This window comes from Mucilaginibacter sp. (genome assembly GCF_028287845.1).
In the GTDB taxonomy this organism is placed as follows: domain Bacteria; phylum Bacteroidota; class Bacteroidia; order Sphingobacteriales; family Sphingobacteriaceae; genus Mucilaginibacter.
In genome coordinates, this window is record NZ_JAQBOW010000152.1 from 24,872 (window position 1) to 45,708 (window position 20,837).

Sequence of the window (20,837 nt, forward strand, 5' to 3'; positions counted from 1 at the left end):
TTCTCTAATAAACAATAGGTTAACTCAAAATCTTGTTTCACTTGTTACATTTTGTTACACATTCGCGTGTAACAAAACACAGGGATGACAGGATCAAATGTTACTTATAAAACCCGAAATACTCCCTCGCGTTATTATAGCAGATATCCTGCACTATCTTACCTGTCCATTCCAAATCATTAGGTAGTTCGCCATTTTCAATATCGTTACCTAAAAGATTACACAATATCCGCCTGAAATACTCATGCCTCGGGAACGACATAAAGCTGCGCGAATCGGTAAGCATACCAATCAACCCGCTCAACAACCCAATGTTTGAAAGTGAATTTAACTGCGCGGTCATTCCATCCTTCTGATCCATAAACCACCACGCCGAACCAAACTGCATTTTACCTGCTACTGATCCATCATTAAAATTACCGGCCATAGCGGCAAACAGGTCATTATTAACCGGGTTATTGTTATATAATATGGTTTTAGCCAGCTTATTCTCTTTATCTAATTTATCCAAAAAGCCCGACAAGCTTTTGCCTTGTGTAAAATCACCTATAGAATCCCAGCCGGTATCAGGGCCTAAAGTTGCCAGCGCGCGTGTATTATTATTACGTAAAGCGCCTAAATGGTATTGCTGTACCCAGCCTTTTTCATGATCCCATAAAGCAAACCGGAACAACAATGCTGATTTAAATTTCAAATTCTCATCCTGTGTAATAGCTTGCTTGCTTCTTATTTTATTGAAGATGGCTTTTACTTCCTCATCGGTATAATCAGCCGCATAGATATGATCTAATCCATGATCTGATACTTCACAGCCATTAGCAGCAAAATAGTCATGGCGGCTTTTTAACGCTGATAGATAACCGTCCAGATCGGTTATGGTAGTATTCTCTACTTTCTCTAATTTATCAATGTAAGCGTTAAGCACTTCAATATTATCAGCATTCATCGCCTTATCCGGCCTAAACGATGGTAACACCTTCGTACCATACCCATCCTGTTTTATTTTTTGGTGATGCGCCAAATTATCCAGCGGATCATCGGTAGTACCTATAACCTCTACCTTAAACTTTGTGATAAGGCTGCGTATGCTAAACTCCGGCGATTGCAGTTTTTCTGTACATTCATCGTATATTTTTTTCGCGGTCGCGGGAGATAATACCTCTTTAATACTAAAATAGCGCTGCAGTTCTAGATGTGTCCAGTGATATAGGGGATTACGCAGCGTATACGGAACGGTGGCTGCCCATTTCTCAAACTTTTCCCAATCGCTTTTATTACCCGTTACATAGGCTTCATTTACACCGTTGGCACGCATGGCCCGCCACTTATAATGATCGCCGTTTAACCACATTTGGGTAATGTTATTAAAGTTCAGATCGGCGGCAATTTCATCAGGCGGCAAATGGCAGTGATAATCGATTATAGGCATCGACTTTGCATAGTCATGATATAATTTTTGCGCGGTTTTGGTTTCTAATAGAAAGTCGTCGTCAAGAAAATTCTTCATCGGTTCACATATAAATTGCAGACGACAATTATACTTTATATATAGTAGTTTACCAAGTTTAACGGCACCGAAATACTATAACGATTGCGAAAAAGAGTGCAGCAATAACTCGGCAACCAGGGCAGATAAACTTACCGATGCGCAGGCAATAATATCATCGCCGGCACCATAATAAATGTATAGCATATCATCAAACAAAGCGGTACCCGTAGGAAAACAAACATTATCTACATCACCTGCTAATTCATACTCCTGGTCGGGTTTAAACAAAGGATATGGCAGCCTCGCTATTTCTTTTTTGGGATCATCCAGATCAAATAAGGCAGCACATGCCGAGTATTCGTACCCTTTAGCAACATATTGTACGCCATGGTAAATTACTAACCATCCATGCGCCGTTTCAACCGGAGGGCACCCGCCACCTACGTAAGCTATTTCATGATCATATTTAGACGAAAGAAATATACTATCTTCTAAACGCGTTAGATAATTTGTCCAAAAATCAGGCGTCAATTCGTCAAGGCTATTAATAGCGGCAATTTGTATATCCGGTTTTATACGATGCAGAAAAGTGAGCTTTCCATTTATCCTGCTGGGAAAGAAAACAAGGTCCTTATCCATCACAATAGTATCAGCCGCGTTGTAATCCGCCCGGTATCGTTCTATAAAGTTATTGTTGCTTATAAAAAGTTCATCAAATTGGGCATAAGTAATCTGCGGGACAATTATACCATGCTTATCAAAATGTTGCAGATCTGTTGATGTAGCTACGGCCCCAAGCGCATCTTTACCATCAAAGGCTATGTATGACAGGTAATAGGTATCATCAATTTTTGCTATCCGGGGATCCTCCATACCATGCTTTTCATAAGCGAATTGCGGCATCAAAAATGGAGTAGCCATACGTTCGGCTAAGTTTACCGGCCCATCAAGCTTACAATAGCCAATAGTAGAGTAATTCCCCACACGAACTGCCCTATAAAAAAGATGGACGATATCACCCTCCTTAACAACAGCCGGATTTAAAACCCCGTCGTTTTCAAAATCAAGATCAGTGGTAGTAAGAATTACACCTTCTTTTTTAACCGTTATCATTTATATAGGCAGACTGATTTATATTGATTTTTTTGAAGTAGCAACAATTACAATGCCGCCAACTAATAATATACCACCCAGGTAGGGCGGCCAGTTAACGGTTTTTTGGCGGTCCGCTGATATTTGGATGGGGCCGGCATCAACTACTTTTTCCCTTTTGGTATAAGTAAATCCGGTCCATATTATCATTATGGCACCTACTACAATTAATACAATTCCGATTAACTTGTTCATAATAGTTTATTTGATACTAATAATACAAATTGAGGTAAATTGTTTGATTGCAATTCGATGTGCTGTCCCAGGGACACCTGAATACACCTGGGACAGTGTGGGACAGATACATTTATGAGAATACTTGTATCTTTTAAAAGTTTAAAAAACATTATCATATCTGCCTTTTTTATCTAAACAGGCTATAATACCTTCAATAACACGCTTGGTTTCGTCGGGATCTTTTACAGCGATAGTAGTAATACCCGTTTCTTTTGCCGGGTAATCGTTTCCTCCCGGAAATATGGCATCGCCAATAAATATCATTTCCTTTTTTTTGATATTTAATATGTCTCTTAGTTTTTTAATTCCGTATGCTTTGTCAATGCCGGGTTTGGTAATATCAACAGAAGTGGTACCACCTAAATTCACAGAAAATTGGGGAATTGTGATGCTTAGTGCCTTTTGTATCTTTTTCCGTTTGGCAAAGCCGGGGTCCCACTCCCGCTTTGCAGCCAAAGGCGCTTCTTGCCCTAGTGCCGAGTAGGTGATCTGGCTACCCCTATCCTCAATCTGCTCACCCCATGTTTTTTCAGGCTTAAAGCCTTGCTCTTCAACAGCGGCATTAAGCGAGTTAATAATCTTCTTTTTTTCTTCTCCAGTAAAATCTTCCGAATATAATTTCTTCCATTCTCCATTATATTCATAGAATTTAGTACCACAGGTAGGCAGTATTGACAAGTTTTTAAGTTGCTTATCTATTGCTAAATAAGACAATACCTGCTTTTCAAACTGGGGCCAGTCGCCTCCTGATATGATAGCAACCCGGGTAACGCTTATTAAAGCGTTCAATATCTTTACCATTTCATCATCAATTGCCGATTTACTTTCGGCAAGTGTCCCATCCAGGTCAAATACAATAAGTTTTTTCATATAATTAGTTCAATATCAGGGCGCTTTTATTTCCCTACAGCGCTTTCCTTATCAACACTGTATTCTCCGCGCCGTGCGGCATTATTCATGCTTGCCCTAAAGTAAAGCATTTGCTGTGCTGCTTTTACATTTTCGGGATTACCTTTCCAAATTGCTAAGGCGGGTTGTTGTATAGCCCTGGCGAAAGAGAAGGTAAGCGGCCATGGCAACTTACCGGCAAACTTAATATTCATAGCTTGTAAATGCGCGGTTGCATCCTCTGCAGACTGGCCGCCGGACAAAAATGCAACACCGGCCACTTCGGCAGGAACTGATTCTAACAGGCAATTAACCGTAGCGGTTGCAACCTCATCTACCCAGTTCTGTTTAGGGCAGTCTTTTCCCGCTATAACCATATTTGGCTTTAATATCAATCCTTGCAGGTTCACTCTTTGGGTAGCTAATTGTTCAAAAAGTTTCTGTATGGTTTTTCCCGTTACTTCATAGCACTGCTCAATTGTATGGTCGCCATCCATTAATACTTCAGGCTCAACAATAGGTACTAACCCTGCTTCCTGGCAAAGGGCCGCGTAACGGGCAAGCGCGTGTGTATTTGCTTCTATACAACCATCGGTAGGTATGCCTTCGCCTATAGTAATAACCGCGCGCCATTTAGCAAAACGTGCACCTAAGCTATAGTATTTATTTAACCGGTCGCGCAGGTCATCTAAACCTTCAGTAACTTTTTCACCCGGGAATCCGGCCAAATTCACTGTTCCTGCATCTACTTTAATTCCGGGAATAATACCTGCCTGTTTCAGTATATCAACAAATAAAACGCCGTCTGCTGTTGCCTGATAGATGGTTTCATCAAACAAAATGGCACCACTAATACACTCGCCTAAGTTTGGTGCAGTAACAATTAGCTCGCGGTAAGCCCGGCGGTATTCTACCGTTAGTGGTATGCCCACCTCTGCAAAACGTTTATTACAGGTTGGTAAGCTTTCGTCCATTGCCAACAGGCCCTTATCGCCTGCCATTAATGCTGATGCTATTTGTTTAAGGTCTTGAATATTCATTAAAGCATCAACAACTATTAGTGTTAATTGTGTTTGATTACTTTGCAATAAAAAAGGGGCTAACCATTTTTGGTCAGCCCCTTTTTCAGGATTTAATATATTTAAGAATTATCTTCTTCTGCGCAAAGGTTTTATGGTATCCAATTCGGCCATGGTATAGCCGTTTGTTCTACCAACTGTAGCGTCTCTAATTCTTTGTACATCCTCAGGTAATACAACAGGCGCTTTGTTACCAAAGTCGCTGCGGATATAACTTAATACCGATGCGATATAAGTATTATCATTACCACCTAATGCAGGCATTACATCAGTATAAGCAGTACCCCTTATAGGGCCGCTTAAACCATAAAGCAATACCCTTATCAATTTATCTGACGACATGTTATTTACATCAAGGTTACCGGCCAATGCAGGTGCAGTTGAAGTTACCCCACCATTGAAAACACCTTTACCATCAGTGCCATGACAGGTAAAGCAAAGTTGTTTAAATATTATTGAACCCTGGCCAACCAGTTTTGCACTTTGCTCATTTAAAGCTTTTTGCCTTACTATCTGTTCTGCCTTTGCTTTAATTTTATTTTCAAATGTAGTTTGAGAATAAGTCAGCATCGGATCATTAGGATAATTCTTCAACAAATCAGCAATTATCTGTTTTCCTTTATCAGCTTTTACAAAACGCATGGTTAGCAATAACTGGAAGCGAACATCTGCGCTTGGATCATTTTCCATTTTTTCCAGCACATCTATAGCATGGCTATCTTTTTTCATAAAGTCCTCGCCAATCCAAACAGTAGTTTTACGTACTTCGGCATCAGGGTCTTTTAAAGCTTTACCAAATGTTTCGGCATCCATCTCGTTTAACCCATTCAAGGTCCATAACGCATGTATCCTGGCTAACTGACCACCACCGGCAGCCAAGGTTTTTAATGCAGGCACTACAGATTTATCTTGTCTAAGCACTAATAGTTTTTGCGCGTTATCTCTCCACCAGCCATTAGGGCTGTTTAAATGCTCAACTAACTGTGCACTGGTTTCTTCCAACATATGCGGACGAACTTTATTGGGTTTGTACGCATCATTAACTAAACGGTAGATACGGCCACGACCAACATTCGTTTGAAGTCCTTTTTGTTGAATTTTTGGGCGCAGATAACTATCTGCTTTGGTCCATTCGCTTTCCTGAATTATACCATGGTACATATCTACAATATACATACAACCATCAGGGCCCGTAGTAGTATTTACCGGCCTAAAGTTAAGGTCTGTAGAAGCAATGAACTCTGATTTATCATAAGCGTTCTTTAAAAATATCTTACCATTGGTGTTAGTTACTTTAGCTCTACGTATCAACCTTCCTACCGGTTCGCAAATAAACAGATCGCCTTTCATGTCGGCCGGTAAGCGGTCGCCTCTAAAAATCGACTGTCCATTGCTGGCAGTAAAGTGATTAAGTGTGCTATCAGTTTTACGTAACCTGTTTAAACCGCCTTGTACATCAGGAGTAGTTACGATGGGCCATACCGCGTTAAAGTCAATCGGGTCATATTGATCTCTGAAATCTAATTGACCGTAATGCAGGTTTTGCTGAAAATCCAATGCAGGAACTTCGCTACCAGCAGATGAAAAGAATAATCTTCCATAATCATCGTTACCCAAACCCCATTGTGGCGGGGCACCTTCCATTAAAGTATCAGGGATCACTTTATCACCTTTTACAGTATAGCGTACGGGATCATAAGTAAGGTACAAGCGGTTATCCAAATTCCAAACTAACCCACTTTTTTGATGCTCTAAATTGTTGGTATTAGTACCATGATTTTCGTAAGCTATCCAATTTTTATCAGCAACACCGTCGCCATTGGTATCCTGGAAGCAGTAAACGCTGTTTGACCAGGTCAGGCTAACTAATAAACGGCCATGATCCAGCGGCTGCAATGTTCTTGGCAGTACCAGATGATCTGCAAATACAGTCATTTTGTCCATTACGCCATCACCATTGGTATCTTCTAATAATTTGATCTTACAATCGGCATTATGTTCGCCGGTACCGTTAACATCAAGCATGTAGGTATTTAATTCTGCAACGTACATTCTTGCATCACCATCCCAGGCAATAGCAACCGGTGCACTAACCATAGGCTCGCTGGCTACCAATTGCAAATGATATCCAGCAGGCATATAAATATGCTTCATTTCCTCTTCGGGAGATTTAGGTGTTGGATCAGGGTGCATGTCAACCAATATTCTGCCTGACGCGTCTCTTTGCACAGGATATTGTGTAACATATTTTTGTGTTACCTTACAGGTATAAAACAATACGGCCGACGCGCATGTAATACCTAAAAGCCATTTGTGATTATGTTTCATTTAGTTTATTTGAGGTTTGTTAGTTTAGTTTTATTGGTTGTGTTGTATACCTATTTTTGCATCTTTTTTCTACCCATGGCATATTCTATGCCACCTAAAAGATGTTGCAGGAAAAGTGGATCTGAATAAGTTTCATCTGTATGGCCTAACTCAGTATAAAAAGATCTGCCACCATCAAAATCATGATACCAGGCTAAAGGATGGTCTGCACCCATTTTTAACTTCTCATCCTTGGGCTCATACTTGAAGCTTGTTTCATCCAGTTTTATTAAAACATGCAAATCTTTAGCTATAAACTTATAATGATACCACTCATCTTTTCTTGTCCAGCGGCGTGGTAAATGCTTAGTTGCGATCGATGTTGAATCAACAACATCTAAAGTTGCTAAAGGAGTTCCACCCGGATGGCCTTTAAAATAACCGCCCGACAGATCACCATACCATTGCCAATTATATTCTGCATCAGTAGCTGCGTGTATACCAACATAGCCACCACCATGCTCTATATAATTTTTTAAAGCAGCTTTCGACTCATCTTTTTTAAAGAAATCACCGGTGGTGCTTAAAAATATAATGGCCGAATATTGTTTTAAATTGTCGTCAGTGAATTTGCTTTCGTTAACAGTGGAGTCAACAGCAAAACCATTTTCGGCACCCATCTTTTGAATGGCTGCTATACCTGCCTTAATAGATCCGTGATGAAAGCCTGCCGTTTTGCAGTATATTAACACTTTATAATCTTTCTTTTTTGAAGCCCCATGCGAAGCGCCGCATGAACTAATTAAAATAGCTACAGCACACAATGCTAAATAGCTAATTAAGCGATTAATTTTTAATTGATTTCTCATGTATTATTTAGGTTATATTGGTTTAATTCAAAAAATCCGAATGCGCCAATTGGTTAAAAGAGCATCATAGATAATCACCCGCACTATACTTTATAAAACAACAAGTTTATTAACACCCCATGTGCTAATAAACTTGTTCAATCCTGCCAATCACTCAACAGGGGGTATTATTATTTAAGAGACAAAATGTACTCTACCATTTTTTTAATATCGGCAGGGTTAAGAGCAGGGTGCGGCGACATTGGCACTGTTCCCCATACACCACTACCACCGGCAATAACCTTTTTAGTAAGGGCATCATAATTTGCTTCGGTAGCAGGATATTTTTTAGCAACATCATTATATGCCGGGCCTACTACTTTTACATCTACTTTATGACAGCTAAGGCAATCATTTTTTGCCAATAATTGCTTTCCTTCTTCTATATCTACAGCGCTTACTTTTTTAGCAGAGGCTACAGTAGTTTTTTTAACAACAGTAGTTTTAGTTGATTTTTTAACAACAGTTTGCGCAAATGAACTTACCGAAGCAATTGCGATAATTAAGCCTGTTAAGATGATAGTTCTTTTCATGATGTATATTATATGTTTATTAATTTATTCGGTTAATTGATTGTACGACTTATTATTTTGAATGAGGTTTAACGAGCACCAACATGCCTGACCTTAGTCTCTTTTATAATAGCGATGAAACAAAGTTAATTAATATGGCCTCAAAATCAATAGCTGCGCTTTGTTGTTAAAATAAACCTTTTTGCAAAGTATTTACAGGTTAATAATATGCGCAGGGTTAAAATAGCCGCAAACTGCGTTTTTATACTTTAACGACCACTTTTTTTGCTCTCGCAGGCTCATTTCGGCTCATCAAAAATATAAATTTTTCAATGTTTTTGTAGTACAATTGTTACTTAAAATATTGCTTTTAATGCCAAAACAATCGATTGTTTGTTGAAATTGAAATGTATTACCGCTGATAAAATAAATAGTCACATACTTGTTATAATAAACACACTTATTACTATTTGTAAATTATTAGTTTTGCTTATACCAATTAATAACGGCAGCATATACCCTGCTTTTCAAACAACATAAATAAAACATATAAGGCTGCAAACGTGCGGCTTATGGCAATGCACGATTGCGCGAAAAATCTTATTTAAACAGTAGCATTTGTTGATATGGCTGAGAATTTATATAACGCAATCTTTGGTGTAAAATAATAACTTCATAATTAAATAATTAACAACAACTAAACCCCCATCCCTAACAAGTTTGAGGGTTTTATTATCTCCATCAAAAATGAAAAAATCGCTTTGTTACCTGGCTGTATGTTTTTACTTAATTGTTCAAACCGCGTTTGCGCAAAGCGTTAAAATTGTACGTGCCGATAAGTCAGCGCAAACTTTGTATGCGGTTTCTGTTTTAAAGAAAGCATTATTACAACAAAAGGCGGCCTATCAAATAGCTCTGGTTATAGATAGCATTCAACTTAAAAAAGAAGCTTACTCTATCAATCCGGCAGGAAAAAAAATAACCATAACCGGCGGTGATGGTAATGGCATTTTGTACGGATGCCTTTCTATTGCCGAAAGTCTTAGCAACGGCACATCTTTACAAAACATAAAGGCAAGTGCCGAGAGCCCTAACCTACCCTTTCGCGCTATAAAATTTAATTTACCGTGGGACCCCTACCGCACCGGTTACGCTGTCGACCTACATATGGAGACTTGTAAGGATGTAAATTACTGGCGCGCGTTTTTGGATATGATGGCCCAAAACCGCTTTAACACATTAACCTTATGGAACCTGCACCCGTTCCCGTACATGATAAGGCCAAAGAATTTCCCGGAAGCAAGTCCGTTTACTGATGCGGAGTTGAAGGTATGGCAAAACCTGTATCATGCTATATTCCGGATGGCTAAAGAACGCGGCATTGATACCTATGTAGTAAACTGGAACATATTTGTAACTACCGAATTTTCCAAGGCACACCAGGTGGCTACAAGCAACATCAAAAACCGCATACATTATGGCGATGCAGATACTTCAGAAATTGTAAAAAAGTATAATCGCGAGTGTGTAACCCAACTGTTGGATGAGTACCCCGACCTTACCGGTATGGGCTTTACCGAAGGCGAGGCCATGAACGGCATGACACCCGAAGCACGTAACCAATGGGTAGAAGATGTGATAATAAAAGGCATGAAACTGGCTAAACGCAAAACCAAGCTCCTTTTCCGGGTGCCGCTTTCGGCAGGGGTGAGTGATGGCGGGTCGACCAGCGTGAATGTGGAGAAACTAACCCGCAAAACCATCGAGGCCGAAACAGATTTTGATGGCCCGATATGGACCGAATTTAAATTTAACTGGTCGCATGGGCACTCTACAACTAAATTGTTAAAGGTTCATGGCGGCAAACTGAGTGATACCTATTTCAAACCCGAACCCACCAACTATAAAACCGTGTGGACAATGCGCAACGAAGATTTCTTTTGCCTGCGCTGGGGAAATGCTGATTTTATACGGGCGCATATTGCCGCCAATACACCAACTTATGCCGGTGGTTATATTATTGGCTCGGAAGGGTATATTCCGGCTAAAGATTATTTTACTAAAATTAAAGGGTCGGTTAATTTTAAATACGCTTTTCAGCGACAATGGTTGTTTTATAAATTATGGGGCAGGCTGTTATATAACCCGGCCACACCTGATGCTGTTTTTAAGGCAGAATTTATACACCGCTATGGTAAGCAGTCTGCGCCGTTATTAGAGGCCTATGCATTAGCATCCAAAACTCCGTTGCGCTTAGCCTGCTCTTTTGATTTTACGTGGGATTTTTCATTGTATAGCGAGGGGTTTATGGCGATGAATAAAAAGAAGATGAGCTATATATCGGTAGATCAGCAGATAAACCAGGCTACGTTTGATCTGGATTATGTTTCGATAAAGGATTATGTAAAAGCAATACTTGCCAAAGGCGATTTTAAAGGTGCTCAAATCACGCCGCCAATTTTGGCAGATCAGTTAGAGGCCGATTGTAAAAAATCGCTGACATTGATTAAAAACATCAACACTGCAAATAACAATACCTTAATGTATGAAGTTGCCGATGTGAAAGCGTGGGCCAATTTGGGGCTATATTTTGCCGAAAAATTACGCGGAGGGGTTGCCTTGCAAACCTATCGTACAAAAGGCGCCGAAGAGAATAAACAAAGCGCCATCACTCATTTGCAAAACGCGTTGGCTTATTGGGACGAGGTAGTTAAAATTACCCGGCCAATTTATAACGACATGCCCTATACCGGCTATACTTACCCTGCCGACGGCAATAATTCGGTTATTGATAATACCAGCCGCTTCCATTGGGCGCTGCTAAGGCCCGATGTTGCTAAAGATGTTGAAACTGCAAAGAATGCTACCTATATTTTAAAAGCTAAATAAAATGAAAAAGAGATTTTGCCTGCTATTAATGCTTACAATTTTAACCCTCAGCACTTATGCTGTTGTAATAAAGGGAACAATAGCTATAATTTACAACCATCAAAATAACAGTGCTGTATTTACTGCAGCCGAAATGGCTAGGTATCTGCAAAGTGCAGGCTATACCATAAGTTCGTCAGCAAAAATCCATCTGATCTTAACACTACGCGGCACCAAAGAAGCCGGTAGTTTTACGTGGCCGGAGTCTGAGTCGCAAGGATATTCCGTTCGTAAAAAAGGCAATGATTGGTATATCATTGGCTTTGATAATAGCGGATTAATTTGCGGCGGACTTGATGTAGCCGAAAACATTAGGCTTAACGGGTTGGCTTCTATAACCGATATTGATAAAAAACCTTTCCTGCAAAACCGGGGTATTAAATTTAATATTCCACTGGATGCACGCACACCAAGCTATACCGATAATGGCGATGCAGGGCAGCATAATATAGCCAACATGTGGGATATGGGCTTTTGGCATGAGTTTTTGGATGAAATGGCCCGCGACAGGTACAACATCATTTCTATATGGAGCCTGCAGCCGTTCCCATCGTTGGTTAAGGTGCCCGAATATCCTAACGCTTCTTTGAGCGATATTAAGAAAACCACGGTTCGTTTGCACCCTACTTCGGATGGGGAAGATATGTTTACCCCGGCGAGTAACGCGCATTTGGTCACCTTAAAGAAAATGACCATCGCCCAAAAAATAAAATTCTGGCAGGATGTGATGCAATACGGGCATGATCGTGGTATTGATTTTTACCTGTTTACCTGGAACGTATTTATTAACGGACTGGAAAATTCAGGCTATGGGTTTACCGATAAAATGAGCGACGAAAAAACGAAAGATTATATCCGAAAAGCGACGGCCACAATGATAAAAACTTACCCATTACTTAAAGGCATTGGGCTAACATCGGGCGAAAATATGCATAAGCAAACCGAGGATGCTAAAGAAAAGTATTTATATGAAACTTATGGGCAAGGCATAAATGATGCATTAGCTAACGAGCCTACCCGCACTTTTAAACTGATACACCGCACGCACCAAACAGATGTAAACATTATTAAGAATAATTTCACAGGTTTAAACCCGCGCTGCCCGCTTGAGTTTAGCTTTAAATATTCGGTGGCACACATGTATTCGGCAACCGTACCTAAATATATTTACGAGCAGAAATTTCTGGATGGCATTGGCGATTCGCGATATTTTTTCACCGTACGTGAAGATTCATGGTATAATTTGCGCGGTGGCAGCGATCTCGCATTTACCCGCGACTACATCAAAAACATGCCCAAATACCGCGACCATTTAGAAGGCTTTTACATGGGCCCTGATGGCTATACCTGGGGACGGGAATATATCAGTAAAACGCCTGCTACTCCGCGCCAGCTCATTATTAAAAAACGCTGGTATAGTTTCCAGCTAATGGGTAAACTGGCTTATGACCCCACCCTATCCGATTCGTATTTTGCGAAGGAGATAAAAGCTCATTTTCCTGAAGCAAATGCTCAGAAATTGCAAACTGCGTGGGCAAAAGCGTCGCAAATTATGCCGGTCATCAACAGGTTCCATAACCAAAAATCGCAGAACGATTATGAATGGTACCCCGAGGCCTGTACCAGCTTTTATGGTTTCATGACCATTGATAAATTTATTAACCGCGGCCCGCAAAACGGCGAAGGAATGATAGGTATTCCGGCTTATGGTAATGCATTGTTAAATGGTCAATCCATTACGGGCACTAACCCACCTCAGGTTGCAGAGAACCTGCAAAATTTAAGCGACGAGGCTTTGACTTTAGTAAAAGGAATGGACAATACAAAAAACAAGGAGCTGAACCAAACTATTAATGATATTAAAGCGGTGGCCTATTTGGGGCAGTATTTTTCAAAGAAAATATTAGCGGCAACTAATAAATACCTGTCGGACAAAGCAACCAATGAAACCGAAAAGATAAAATACAAAGCCATTGCATTAGATAACCTACAGGCCGCGAGCTTAAAATGGGCGGCTTATGCCAACCAAATAAGTGCATCATACATCCCGCAGTTTTTGGCAAGGTTACACATGCTGATTGATTTTAAAGCACTGCAAACAGATGTCGACAAAGAGATCTCTCAATTAAAAAACGCACCGTTAGAAGCAGCCCCACCCATACCAAAACCTTTACAGCAGTTGGAAGTGGTTTTCTTTAAAAATTCTAACTACTACTTCTGGCACCTGGCAAATCTGGGAATCCCGGTTGATTGGTCGCAGAATAAATATATTGTGCTGGATGTGTATGCCACTACCACGCAAAAATTTAATTTCCTGGTAAATACAGAGAGGGATAGCCTGTCAAAAAAGGGCATTCAGCCTATCCCTAATAAATGGACCAAAATAGCTATACCGCTTAGTTTATATAAAGCACAGCTTGCTGCTAAATATCCGGCAGGAAAATCGGTGGAGTTTTTAAAAGATGTAAAAGGGTTGGGCTTATTTATGGAAACTCCGGTTGGGTACCCGTTGGTTGAAACCCGGGCCATAAGTTTAGTTAATGAAGCGCCGGAGGATGCGGTTATTGTTCAATAAGCTAATTTGTCATTTTGAGCGATAGCGAAGAATCTTATACACGCGGCAAGCTACGCGCTTACCTATCAATTATACAAGATTCTTCGCTATCGCTCAGAATGACAAAAATGGTTAAATACCAGTCAATGTATAAGTCTTACCCGCTTGTGTAGTAAAATCATACAATAACGTTGGCTTCTCGCCCGGTGCTTTTAACTGTGCTTTTTCTGATATGATGGGCTTAGCGGTTGTTTCATTTTTATAAAAGAAATTTGGATTAGCTCCTTTTGCTGTTTTCAATACACCGCCTTGCAGCTTTATGCTATTAGGCACACGTAAACGGCAATTGCCACCTACGGTAGATTTAATTTTCAGCTCGCTTAACTTGCCGCCTTTCCATTTCATACTTACAATTTCAAAACCACCACGGGCGCGTAAGCCGCTTATAGCACCGTCTTGCCAGGCATCTGGTATGGCAGGTAATAAGTTTAAGGCCCCATCGGCACTTTGCATCAGCATTTCGGTAATACCTGCGGCACAGCCAAAGTTTCCGTCAATCTGGAACGGCGGGTGCGCGTCAAACAAATTTGGATAAGTACCACCGCCGCTATTGGCGCTGCCCTTGTTTTTACCAGTTGGCGTTAATTGATTTTGGATCAATTTAAATGCGTGGTTGCCATCCAGTAATCGCGCCCATAGGTTAACCTTCCAGCCCATGCTCCATCCTGTTGATACATCGGTACGGTAGATCAATGAAGTGCGTGCCGCGTCAAATAACTCAGGCGTACGGTATGGCGATATCTGGTTACTTGGATACAAACCATATAAATGTGATACGTGCCTGTTATGATCGGTAGGGCTATCTAAATCATGTAGCCACTCCTGCAACTGGCTGTACTGGCCAATTTGCATGGGCGGCAGGCGTTTACGGGCAGCTATCAATTTATCTGCAAATTCTTTATCGATATTCAGAATTTTAGCGGCATCAATTACTTCACTAAATATATCAAATGCCAGCTGGTTATCCATGGTAACACCATAATCAATTGATAAACCCTTGTGGATAGCTTTTCCGTTCCTGTCTTTTGCTTCTTCAAAATAAGCGGCAGGACCATTTTCTGGCGACAAAGACGGAGAAATCACTAACCAATGATGCTCGGGCTCTTCTATCATAAACTCCAGGTAAAATTGCGCCGCGCCCCTTAAAGCGCTGTAAACAGATTTTAAATACGCTTTGTCGCCACTGTACATATACCTGTCCCATAGTTGTGTACTCAACCAAACTCCTCCCGAGGGCCATAGGCCCGAATAAATATCATTCACCGGACCATTGATCCGCCATATATCAGTATTGTGGTGAGCAACCCAGCCCCCCACCCCATACATGGTTTTAGCGGTACCCTGCCCTGTTACCGATAGGTCCTTTACCATTTGCACATATGGCTCGTGCATTTCGGCCAGATTCGTTTCCTCGGCAGGCCAGTAATTCATTTCTGTATTGATATTGATGGTAAATGAACTGTTCCAGGGTGGGGACATTTTATTATTCCATATCCCTTGCAAGTTTGCCGGCTGCCCGCCCGGCTGAGACGAAGCTATCAGCAAGTACCTGCCGAATTGAAAATACAGCTCAACCAGCTGCGGGTCATTACCTCCGGCAAAGCCGTCAATACGCCTGTCAGTAGTATTTTTGACAGAATCGCTTGTACCCAAATCAAGTTTAACCCGGTTAAAGTATTTTTGATACGCTGCTATATGGTTATTTAACAACTGCTCATACGGTTTGGGCCATGCCTTATCCAGGTAATTATTTGCCCGCAACGATTCATCTGCGCTTATATCATCATATTTTACAAAACTGGTCGCCATAGAAATAAACAGCGTTACCGAGTTTGCTTTAGTAACATTTATCGAAGTATCAGACGCTGCAACTTCGCCGCCATCCAGCTTAACCTTTACCAGCGACTGGAACTTATCCTGCCCATTTATGCCGTGCGTAGTACCTGAAATGCCGGATAATACCAGCTCATTTTTATCCTTGGTTGTGATAGTTGATTTTTGAGGACTGTACAGGGATGTTGAAAAAGTAAGGCTCCCGGGCTTATCGGCAGTTAAATGGACAATGATGACCTGATCGGGCGTTGATGAAAACACTTCGCGTTTATAGGTTACGCCATTGACGGTGTAGGTTGTTGTGGCAACCGCCGTTTTCAGATCGAGTTCGCGATAATAATTTTCATAATGATCATGACCGGGAAAACTCAGGTACAAATTACCAACCGGTTGATAACTCATTCCGGTAAAACCATCGGGCTTGATTTGTTTAGCCAGCTGTGCTGCCTCTGCACGTTTATTCTCAAATATAAGTTTCCTTACCTGGGGCAATGCGGCCAAAGCTGTATGGCTATCCATACGAACCGGCCCCCCACTCCATAGCGTAGCCTCGTTCAGTTGGATAGTTTCCTGTTCAGGGTTACCATATACCATACCGGCCAGGCGGCCATTACCTATTGGCATGGCTTTTTCCCATACCCTGCCTGATGGTTTATCATACCATAGCTTTAAATCATTCCGTTGTGCAAATACTGTAAGTGTTGCGCTTAACAGCACAAAGGTCAGTACGCTTTTTTTAATGCTTTTTTGAGGGATCATCAATTTGATTTTTGCGTTTGTTATACTATAATTTTTCAGGAAACGGTATCGCTTGCCCCGATCCTTTTAGTAAAAAATCTACTATTGGCGTTGGGTTTGGCAAGCTATGCGGATGGTGTTTAAAGCCGGGCTTATGCAGCACAGTTATGTTACCTTTAAGGTCCTTTATTTTCTTTTCAAAAAGCAACGTGTTATCCGGTGGGTAAACAGCTTCGTCTTCATCGGCACATAATATCAATATAGGATATTTGCCCTTTACAATTTTCTTTACCTTATCAACCGGGCTGCCTTTAAAGTCTTTTATTTTATCGTCTGTTAAATTATAATCTTTCTTAAACGCATCAAACATATCATCCTTAACGGGTGGTGTTTTCATAAGCCCCAACGCCCATGATGGCATATTTAAAAGCGGGTTATCGGCATAGACCACCGCTACTTTTGATGGATTAGCAGCTGCCCAATTAAATACATAAACGCCACCGCGGCTCATACCTTCCATTACCGCTTTTTTGCCTAAACCTGCTTTGGTTACCAGTTTATAAAAATCGTTCCAGTCTTTTATTGCTTCTTCATTGCCTAACAACTCTGCCGCGTCAAAATAAACTAAATGAAAACCGCGCTGTAATAAGGCTATATCAGTTTGCGGCTCATGCCCCCAAAACCTCGCGCGCCATATCCACGGGTGGCCGTTAGCTGTCCATTTGGGTGCAACAACTTTACATTCGCGATCATTCATTTTAAAAGTGGCGCATTTGTAGCCATAAAAAGAGCTTATTTTTTTCTCAAAATTTATCTTGCTTAATATATCAAAGTCAAAATCTTTTACCCTTACAACATTCTCATAGATCAACTCGGCCATGCGGCGCGCGCCTTCTTTGTTGGGATGTATTTTATCCGGCGTATTTGCTTCCTGGTTAGCAAAGGGCGCGTGCATATCAATCAGCTCCAAATTATCCGTATAAGCAGCATGTTGAATATGTGGGTTGATCTTTTTAACAATCATCGGGTCCCAAATTCCTGTAGTATCTTTAACCCATGATGGCATAGCCTCCATCAACACCACGCGGGGGTGAGATGGCAATTGCGCGAAGGATTGTACCAGATCATGGCAATCTTGCTCAAACTCACCGTAGAACGGACGGTTTTGCAGCTTGGCATCATTTCCACCCAAATCAATATAAACCACATCGGGTTCGCTGGCTAAGGCGGCTTTATACTGCCTGGTTTTCCAGTACGGCGAATCGCCATTACGCAGCATAGTGGTGCCGTTTACACCATAATTAGTTACCTGGTACTTATCGCCCAGCATTTTTTGCAGTTGCGCCGGGTAACAATTATGCTCGCGGTCTGGTATAAACGCGCCGTAAGTGATGCTGGCGCCAACACAGGCTATCTTAATTGGCTTATCCTGCGCAAAAACGCCGGTACTAAATGTAAGGACCAAAAAAAGAGTAAAAATTGATCTCATAGGTTAATGATTATTGAGTAACGGGTTGATGGTCAAATTCATAAAGTGCGTTGTACATATCACTGGACACGGCTACGGTACGGTTATCAGTTAAATAGGCGTAGTAATTTACACCTTTTTTTACCAGATTGGCGGGGATAGTAGCGGTATAGCTATTAGCCGATGTTGATGTGGCTGTTATTGGCACCCATACCCTTGTTTGCCATGTAGCAGTTGGTTCGCTATAATATAATACAACCGATGCGGCGGTTACGCCTTTTGGTATATCCAGTTTAATGGTGATTTGCTTGCTGCTATCGGCTTCCAGTTTTTCCTTCGTGATTTTAGCTGAAGCAAATGGCTGCCCTATTCCTTTTAAATAATAATCAAAATAAAGCTTCTGCATGGTTGGTCCGGCAGGTTGTTGTTTGTGGTTAAAGTTAGGATCCCAAACATGGTTAGTTGTGCCGTGGATAGCATGCAGTGTAGCCTCTACAGATTCTGGCCAATAATAAGTATCGTTTGATGTGGCCTCTAAAAAGTAAGGGGCTTTAATACCGGGTGCACGACGGCCGGCATCAAAATATTTTAGCCATGGGGTTTTGACAGAATCAGGCAGACCAGCAATTATCTTTACCCAAAAAGTTGCTTTTTCATAATAACCACTGCCAAAAACAGAATAGGCCGCTTTTACCTGCCTGCCTAATATGCCCGACAAGAATGTAGTGGCGTAACCACCCCATGAAACACCGGTTATTCCTATGTTTTTAGCATCAACGTTTTTTTGCGTTTTGATGTAGTTAAACACTTCAATTCCGGCAACACCAGCGTCGAACAAAGTGGCATTTTCTAAACCATTTGCAATATCAAAACGAGGCGGCTCTAAAGGTCCTTTCTTTAATTTCCACGGGCCCGACGAGTTTGGCGTTGTACCATTATTACAAATGCCAGGCATGTCAAAACAAATAGCCACATAGCCACGTGCTGCATACTCCTGTACTAAATTGGCCACGCTCTCTGCATTACCCCCTCCACCATGTAAAACAAGTATGGCCGGGTATGCTCCCTCTTTTTGCGGGAAGGCCATAATTGCATAAACGCTGTTGATATTATTACGCGAGTTGAATATAAATTTCCGTGTAGTTATTGCCGCCGAACCTTCGCCCGAATTTACCTCGCTGATAACCTGCTTCACAGTTGGTATGCTGTTTAAAAATGGAATAAAAGGGTCGGTGTATGATTTGGCGCTTACTTTAAGCGTTAACATCACAAAAGCAAAAAGTATTGCTTTAACAAAAAATTTTTTAACAGTAAAGTTCATATCAAGGATGATATAATTAATTGGTTTGATAGTGTGCAATTACCGCACAACTGACACAAACTTAATATAAACCTTAATTAATACCTAACTAACAAAGCTTCATAACAGATACGTTACTAAACAAACAAAAATGAATTAATGGATGGCCTAATTTATAGGGCCATCCATTAACAGATCATGTTGTTTTTTAGCGCCGCTGTCTGTGGCCCCTGTCTTATCAGCTAACCGTATAGCCATTGCGTTACATAACTTTTGCCAGAATGCGCTTGTTGTTTGGTTTAGGATATTGTAATCAATAGTGCTTACACTCAAATTAGCTTTACCAAACGGCAGGTTAAGCATGGCCGCATTTTTGGGTTTGATCAAATGCTCATACAATACAACTTGCGCGCATTTTTTATTTTCAGGAAAGCCAAGTAATAGGTTCCAGTCAATTTCCCCGGCTTCCAACACTATCGAACCATGATTTAAAATATCACCTTCAATAGCCATTTTCATAATGTATTTATCGCCATTCATTTCAGAAAAATAAAGATCACGGATGCTGAATAATTTACCCACGGCATCAGCCTTGTTGCTTTGCAGATCCGTGGTTTTAAATTCGCCTAATTGCAGTGGAGATGGCAGCAGATCGTCCACCGCTTTTGATGGCTGGTTATTACCAGATACCAACACCCATATAAAGCCGCCATTCTTTTTAACCCGGTCAATTATAGCTTTATTTTGCTCCAACTCACTTGCGGCAACATTATCGCCATCAATAATTATTAATGAGGCAGTTTCTTTATTCCCATCCAAACTCAAACCCATATTATTAAAGAATTTAGCTAATGCGCCATCAGTTTTACCTATAAATATGGCCCGGCTAAATTTAGCTTCTGTTGGGATAAATTTTTGCTGTCTTGCTGTATCCAATATATGATCCCACTTACCCGGCTTACCGGCCATAGCTGCCTTTAATGCCTCAAACATTGGCAAGGGTTTATACAATGGCAATGAAGGATCTAATCCCGGATTAAACGTGGTAACATAAGGCGGAATGCGTTCTATCTGGTAACCCGGTTTGCCTTCCTCATAAGGTTTGCCAGCGAAAACACCATCGGTCAGATCGGGCAGGCGCGAATAATCATTATATCCCAAATTCATGTGCTCTATACCGAACCAACTAACTTCGGACGGTGAATAATAAGCCAGCAACGGCTTGGCCATTTTAATTACATTCTGATAAACATCAACCGCCAATGCTTCGTTACGCCCGTAGTAAGATTCGTAAGGTTTATCGCCTGCAAACTGCACCAATTGGTTTGGCTTGCCATAATAAGTAGCCCCAGATTCGCCCACAACCAACGGCTTGTTTACCACT

General features: G+C 41.1%; 14 protein-coding genes. 2 read left to right on the forward strand and 12 right to left on the reverse strand.

Annotated features, from left to right (window positions below; translation table 11 throughout):
- Positions 1–100 precede the first annotated feature (100 nt).
- The 8 genes from uxaC to JWP71_RS14945 all read right to left on the reverse strand — a co-directional run bounded on the left by uxaC (position 101) and on the right by JWP71_RS14945 (position 8,593).
- Complete coding sequence (uxaC, locus tag JWP71_RS14910; RefSeq protein WP_299501518.1) at positions 101–1,507, reverse strand: glucuronate isomerase; 1,407 nt, start codon at positions 1,505–1,507, stop codon at positions 101–103.
- Between the two features lie 75 nt (positions 1,508–1,582).
- Positions 1,583–2,602 (reverse strand): hypothetical protein, encoded by a 1,020-nt coding sequence (locus JWP71_RS14915; RefSeq protein ID WP_299501520.1) that lies wholly within the window; start codon positions 2,600–2,602, stop codon positions 1,583–1,585.
- An 18-nt stretch (positions 2,603–2,620) separates the two neighbouring features.
- Positions 2,621–2,836 (reverse strand): hypothetical protein, encoded by a 216-nt coding sequence (locus JWP71_RS14920; RefSeq protein WP_299501522.1) that lies wholly within the window; start codon positions 2,834–2,836, stop codon positions 2,621–2,623.
- 141 nt (positions 2,837–2,977) lie between these two features.
- Positions 2,978–3,748, reverse strand: a complete 771-nt coding sequence (locus JWP71_RS14925) for an HAD-IIB family hydrolase (RefSeq protein ID WP_299501524.1) — start codon at positions 3,746–3,748, stop codon at positions 2,978–2,980.
- A 26-nt stretch (positions 3,749–3,774) separates the two neighbouring features.
- Positions 3,775–4,806: a class I fructose-bisphosphate aldolase gene (locus JWP71_RS14930; RefSeq protein ID WP_299501527.1), complete on the reverse strand. Its 1,032-nt coding sequence runs from the start codon at positions 4,804–4,806 to the stop codon at positions 3,775–3,777.
- Between the two features lie 108 nt (positions 4,807–4,914).
- The gene (locus JWP71_RS14935) at positions 4,915–7,173 is read right to left on the reverse strand and encodes a hypothetical protein (protein ID WP_299501529.1); all 2,259 of its coding nucleotides are present in this window, start codon (positions 7,171–7,173) and stop codon (positions 4,915–4,917) included.
- 50 nt (positions 7,174–7,223) lie between these two features.
- The gene (locus JWP71_RS14940; RefSeq protein WP_299501532.1) at positions 7,224–8,021 is read right to left on the reverse strand and encodes a ThuA domain-containing protein; all 798 of its coding nucleotides are present in this window, start codon (positions 8,019–8,021) and stop codon (positions 7,224–7,226) included.
- A gap of 170 nt (positions 8,022–8,191) precedes the next feature.
- The gene (locus JWP71_RS14945; protein ID WP_299501534.1) at positions 8,192–8,593 is read right to left on the reverse strand and encodes a c-type cytochrome; all 402 of its coding nucleotides are present in this window, start codon (positions 8,591–8,593) and stop codon (positions 8,192–8,194) included.
- Positions 8,594–9,319: 726 nt separating this feature from the next.
- Here JWP71_RS14945 and JWP71_RS14950 point away from each other — a divergent pair.
- Positions 9,320–11,461: a hypothetical protein gene (locus tag JWP71_RS14950; RefSeq protein ID WP_299501537.1), complete on the forward strand. Its 2,142-nt coding sequence runs from the start codon at positions 9,320–9,322 to the stop codon at positions 11,459–11,461.
- A gap of 1 nt (position 11,462) precedes the next feature.
- Positions 11,463–14,075: a hypothetical protein gene (locus JWP71_RS14955; RefSeq protein WP_299501539.1), complete on the forward strand. Its 2,613-nt coding sequence runs from the start codon at positions 11,463–11,465 to the stop codon at positions 14,073–14,075.
- 111 nt (positions 14,076–14,186) lie between these two features.
- Here the strand turns inward: JWP71_RS14955 and JWP71_RS14960 are convergent, their stop codons facing one another.
- The 4 genes from JWP71_RS14960 to JWP71_RS14975 form a co-directional block, all read right to left on the reverse strand.
- Positions 14,187–16,706 carry a glycoside hydrolase family 95 protein gene (locus JWP71_RS14960; protein ID WP_299501542.1) on the reverse strand — a complete coding sequence of 840 codons (2,520 nt, stop codon included), beginning with the start codon at positions 16,704–16,706 and terminating at the stop codon, positions 14,187–14,189.
- A 25-nt stretch (positions 16,707–16,731) separates the two neighbouring features.
- Positions 16,732–18,174, reverse strand: a complete 1,443-nt coding sequence (locus JWP71_RS14965) for a GDSL-type esterase/lipase family protein (protein ID WP_299501545.1) — start codon at positions 18,172–18,174, stop codon at positions 16,732–16,734.
- Positions 18,175–18,184: 10 nt separating this feature from the next.
- On the reverse strand, positions 18,185–19,474 hold the full coding sequence (locus JWP71_RS14970) for an alpha/beta fold hydrolase (protein WP_299501548.1): 1,290 nt from the start codon (positions 19,472–19,474) through the stop codon (positions 18,185–18,187).
- Between the two features lie 147 nt (positions 19,475–19,621).
- The coding region (locus JWP71_RS14975; RefSeq protein ID WP_299501551.1) for a hypothetical protein at positions 19,622–20,837 on the reverse strand (1,216 nt) is incomplete at its 5' end.

Coding starts and splice junctions, on each gene's coding strand:
- JWP71_RS14955 (WP_299501539.1), top strand. CDS start 11,463: ATGAAAAAGAGATTTTGCCTGCTATTAATGCTTACAATTTTAACCCTC.
- JWP71_RS14915 (WP_299501520.1), bottom strand. CDS start 2,602: ATGATAACGGTTAAAAAAGAAGGTGTAATTCTTACTACCACTGATCTT.
- JWP71_RS14930 (WP_299501527.1), bottom strand. CDS start 4,806: ATGAATATTCAAGACCTTAAACAAATAGCATCAGCATTAATGGCAGGC.
- JWP71_RS14935 (WP_299501529.1), bottom strand. CDS start 7,173: ATGAAACATAATCACAAATGGCTTTTAGGTATTACATGCGCGTCGGCC.
- JWP71_RS14940 (WP_299501532.1), bottom strand. CDS start 8,021: ATGAGAAATCAATTAAAAATTAATCGCTTAATTAGCTATTTAGCATTG.
- JWP71_RS14965 (WP_299501545.1), bottom strand. CDS start 18,174: ATGAGATCAATTTTTACTCTTTTTTTGGTCCTTACATTTAGTACCGGC.
- JWP71_RS14950 (WP_299501537.1), top strand. CDS start 9,320: ATGAAAAAATCGCTTTGTTACCTGGCTGTATGTTTTTACTTAATTGTT.
- JWP71_RS14960 (WP_299501542.1), bottom strand. CDS start 16,706: ATGATCCCTCAAAAAAGCATTAAAAAAAGCGTACTGACCTTTGTGCTG.
- JWP71_RS14920 (WP_299501522.1), bottom strand. CDS start 2,836: ATGAACAAGTTAATCGGAATTGTATTAATTGTAGTAGGTGCCATAATG.
- JWP71_RS14970 (WP_299501548.1), bottom strand. CDS start 19,474: ATGAACTTTACTGTTAAAAAATTTTTTGTTAAAGCAATACTTTTTGCT.
- JWP71_RS14925 (WP_299501524.1), bottom strand. CDS start 3,748: ATGAAAAAACTTATTGTATTTGACCTGGATGGGACACTTGCCGAAAGT.
- uxaC (WP_299501518.1), bottom strand. CDS start 1,507: ATGAAGAATTTTCTTGACGACGACTTTCTATTAGAAACCAAAACCGCG.
- JWP71_RS14945 (WP_299501534.1), bottom strand. CDS start 8,593: ATGAAAAGAACTATCATCTTAACAGGCTTAATTATCGCAATTGCTTCG.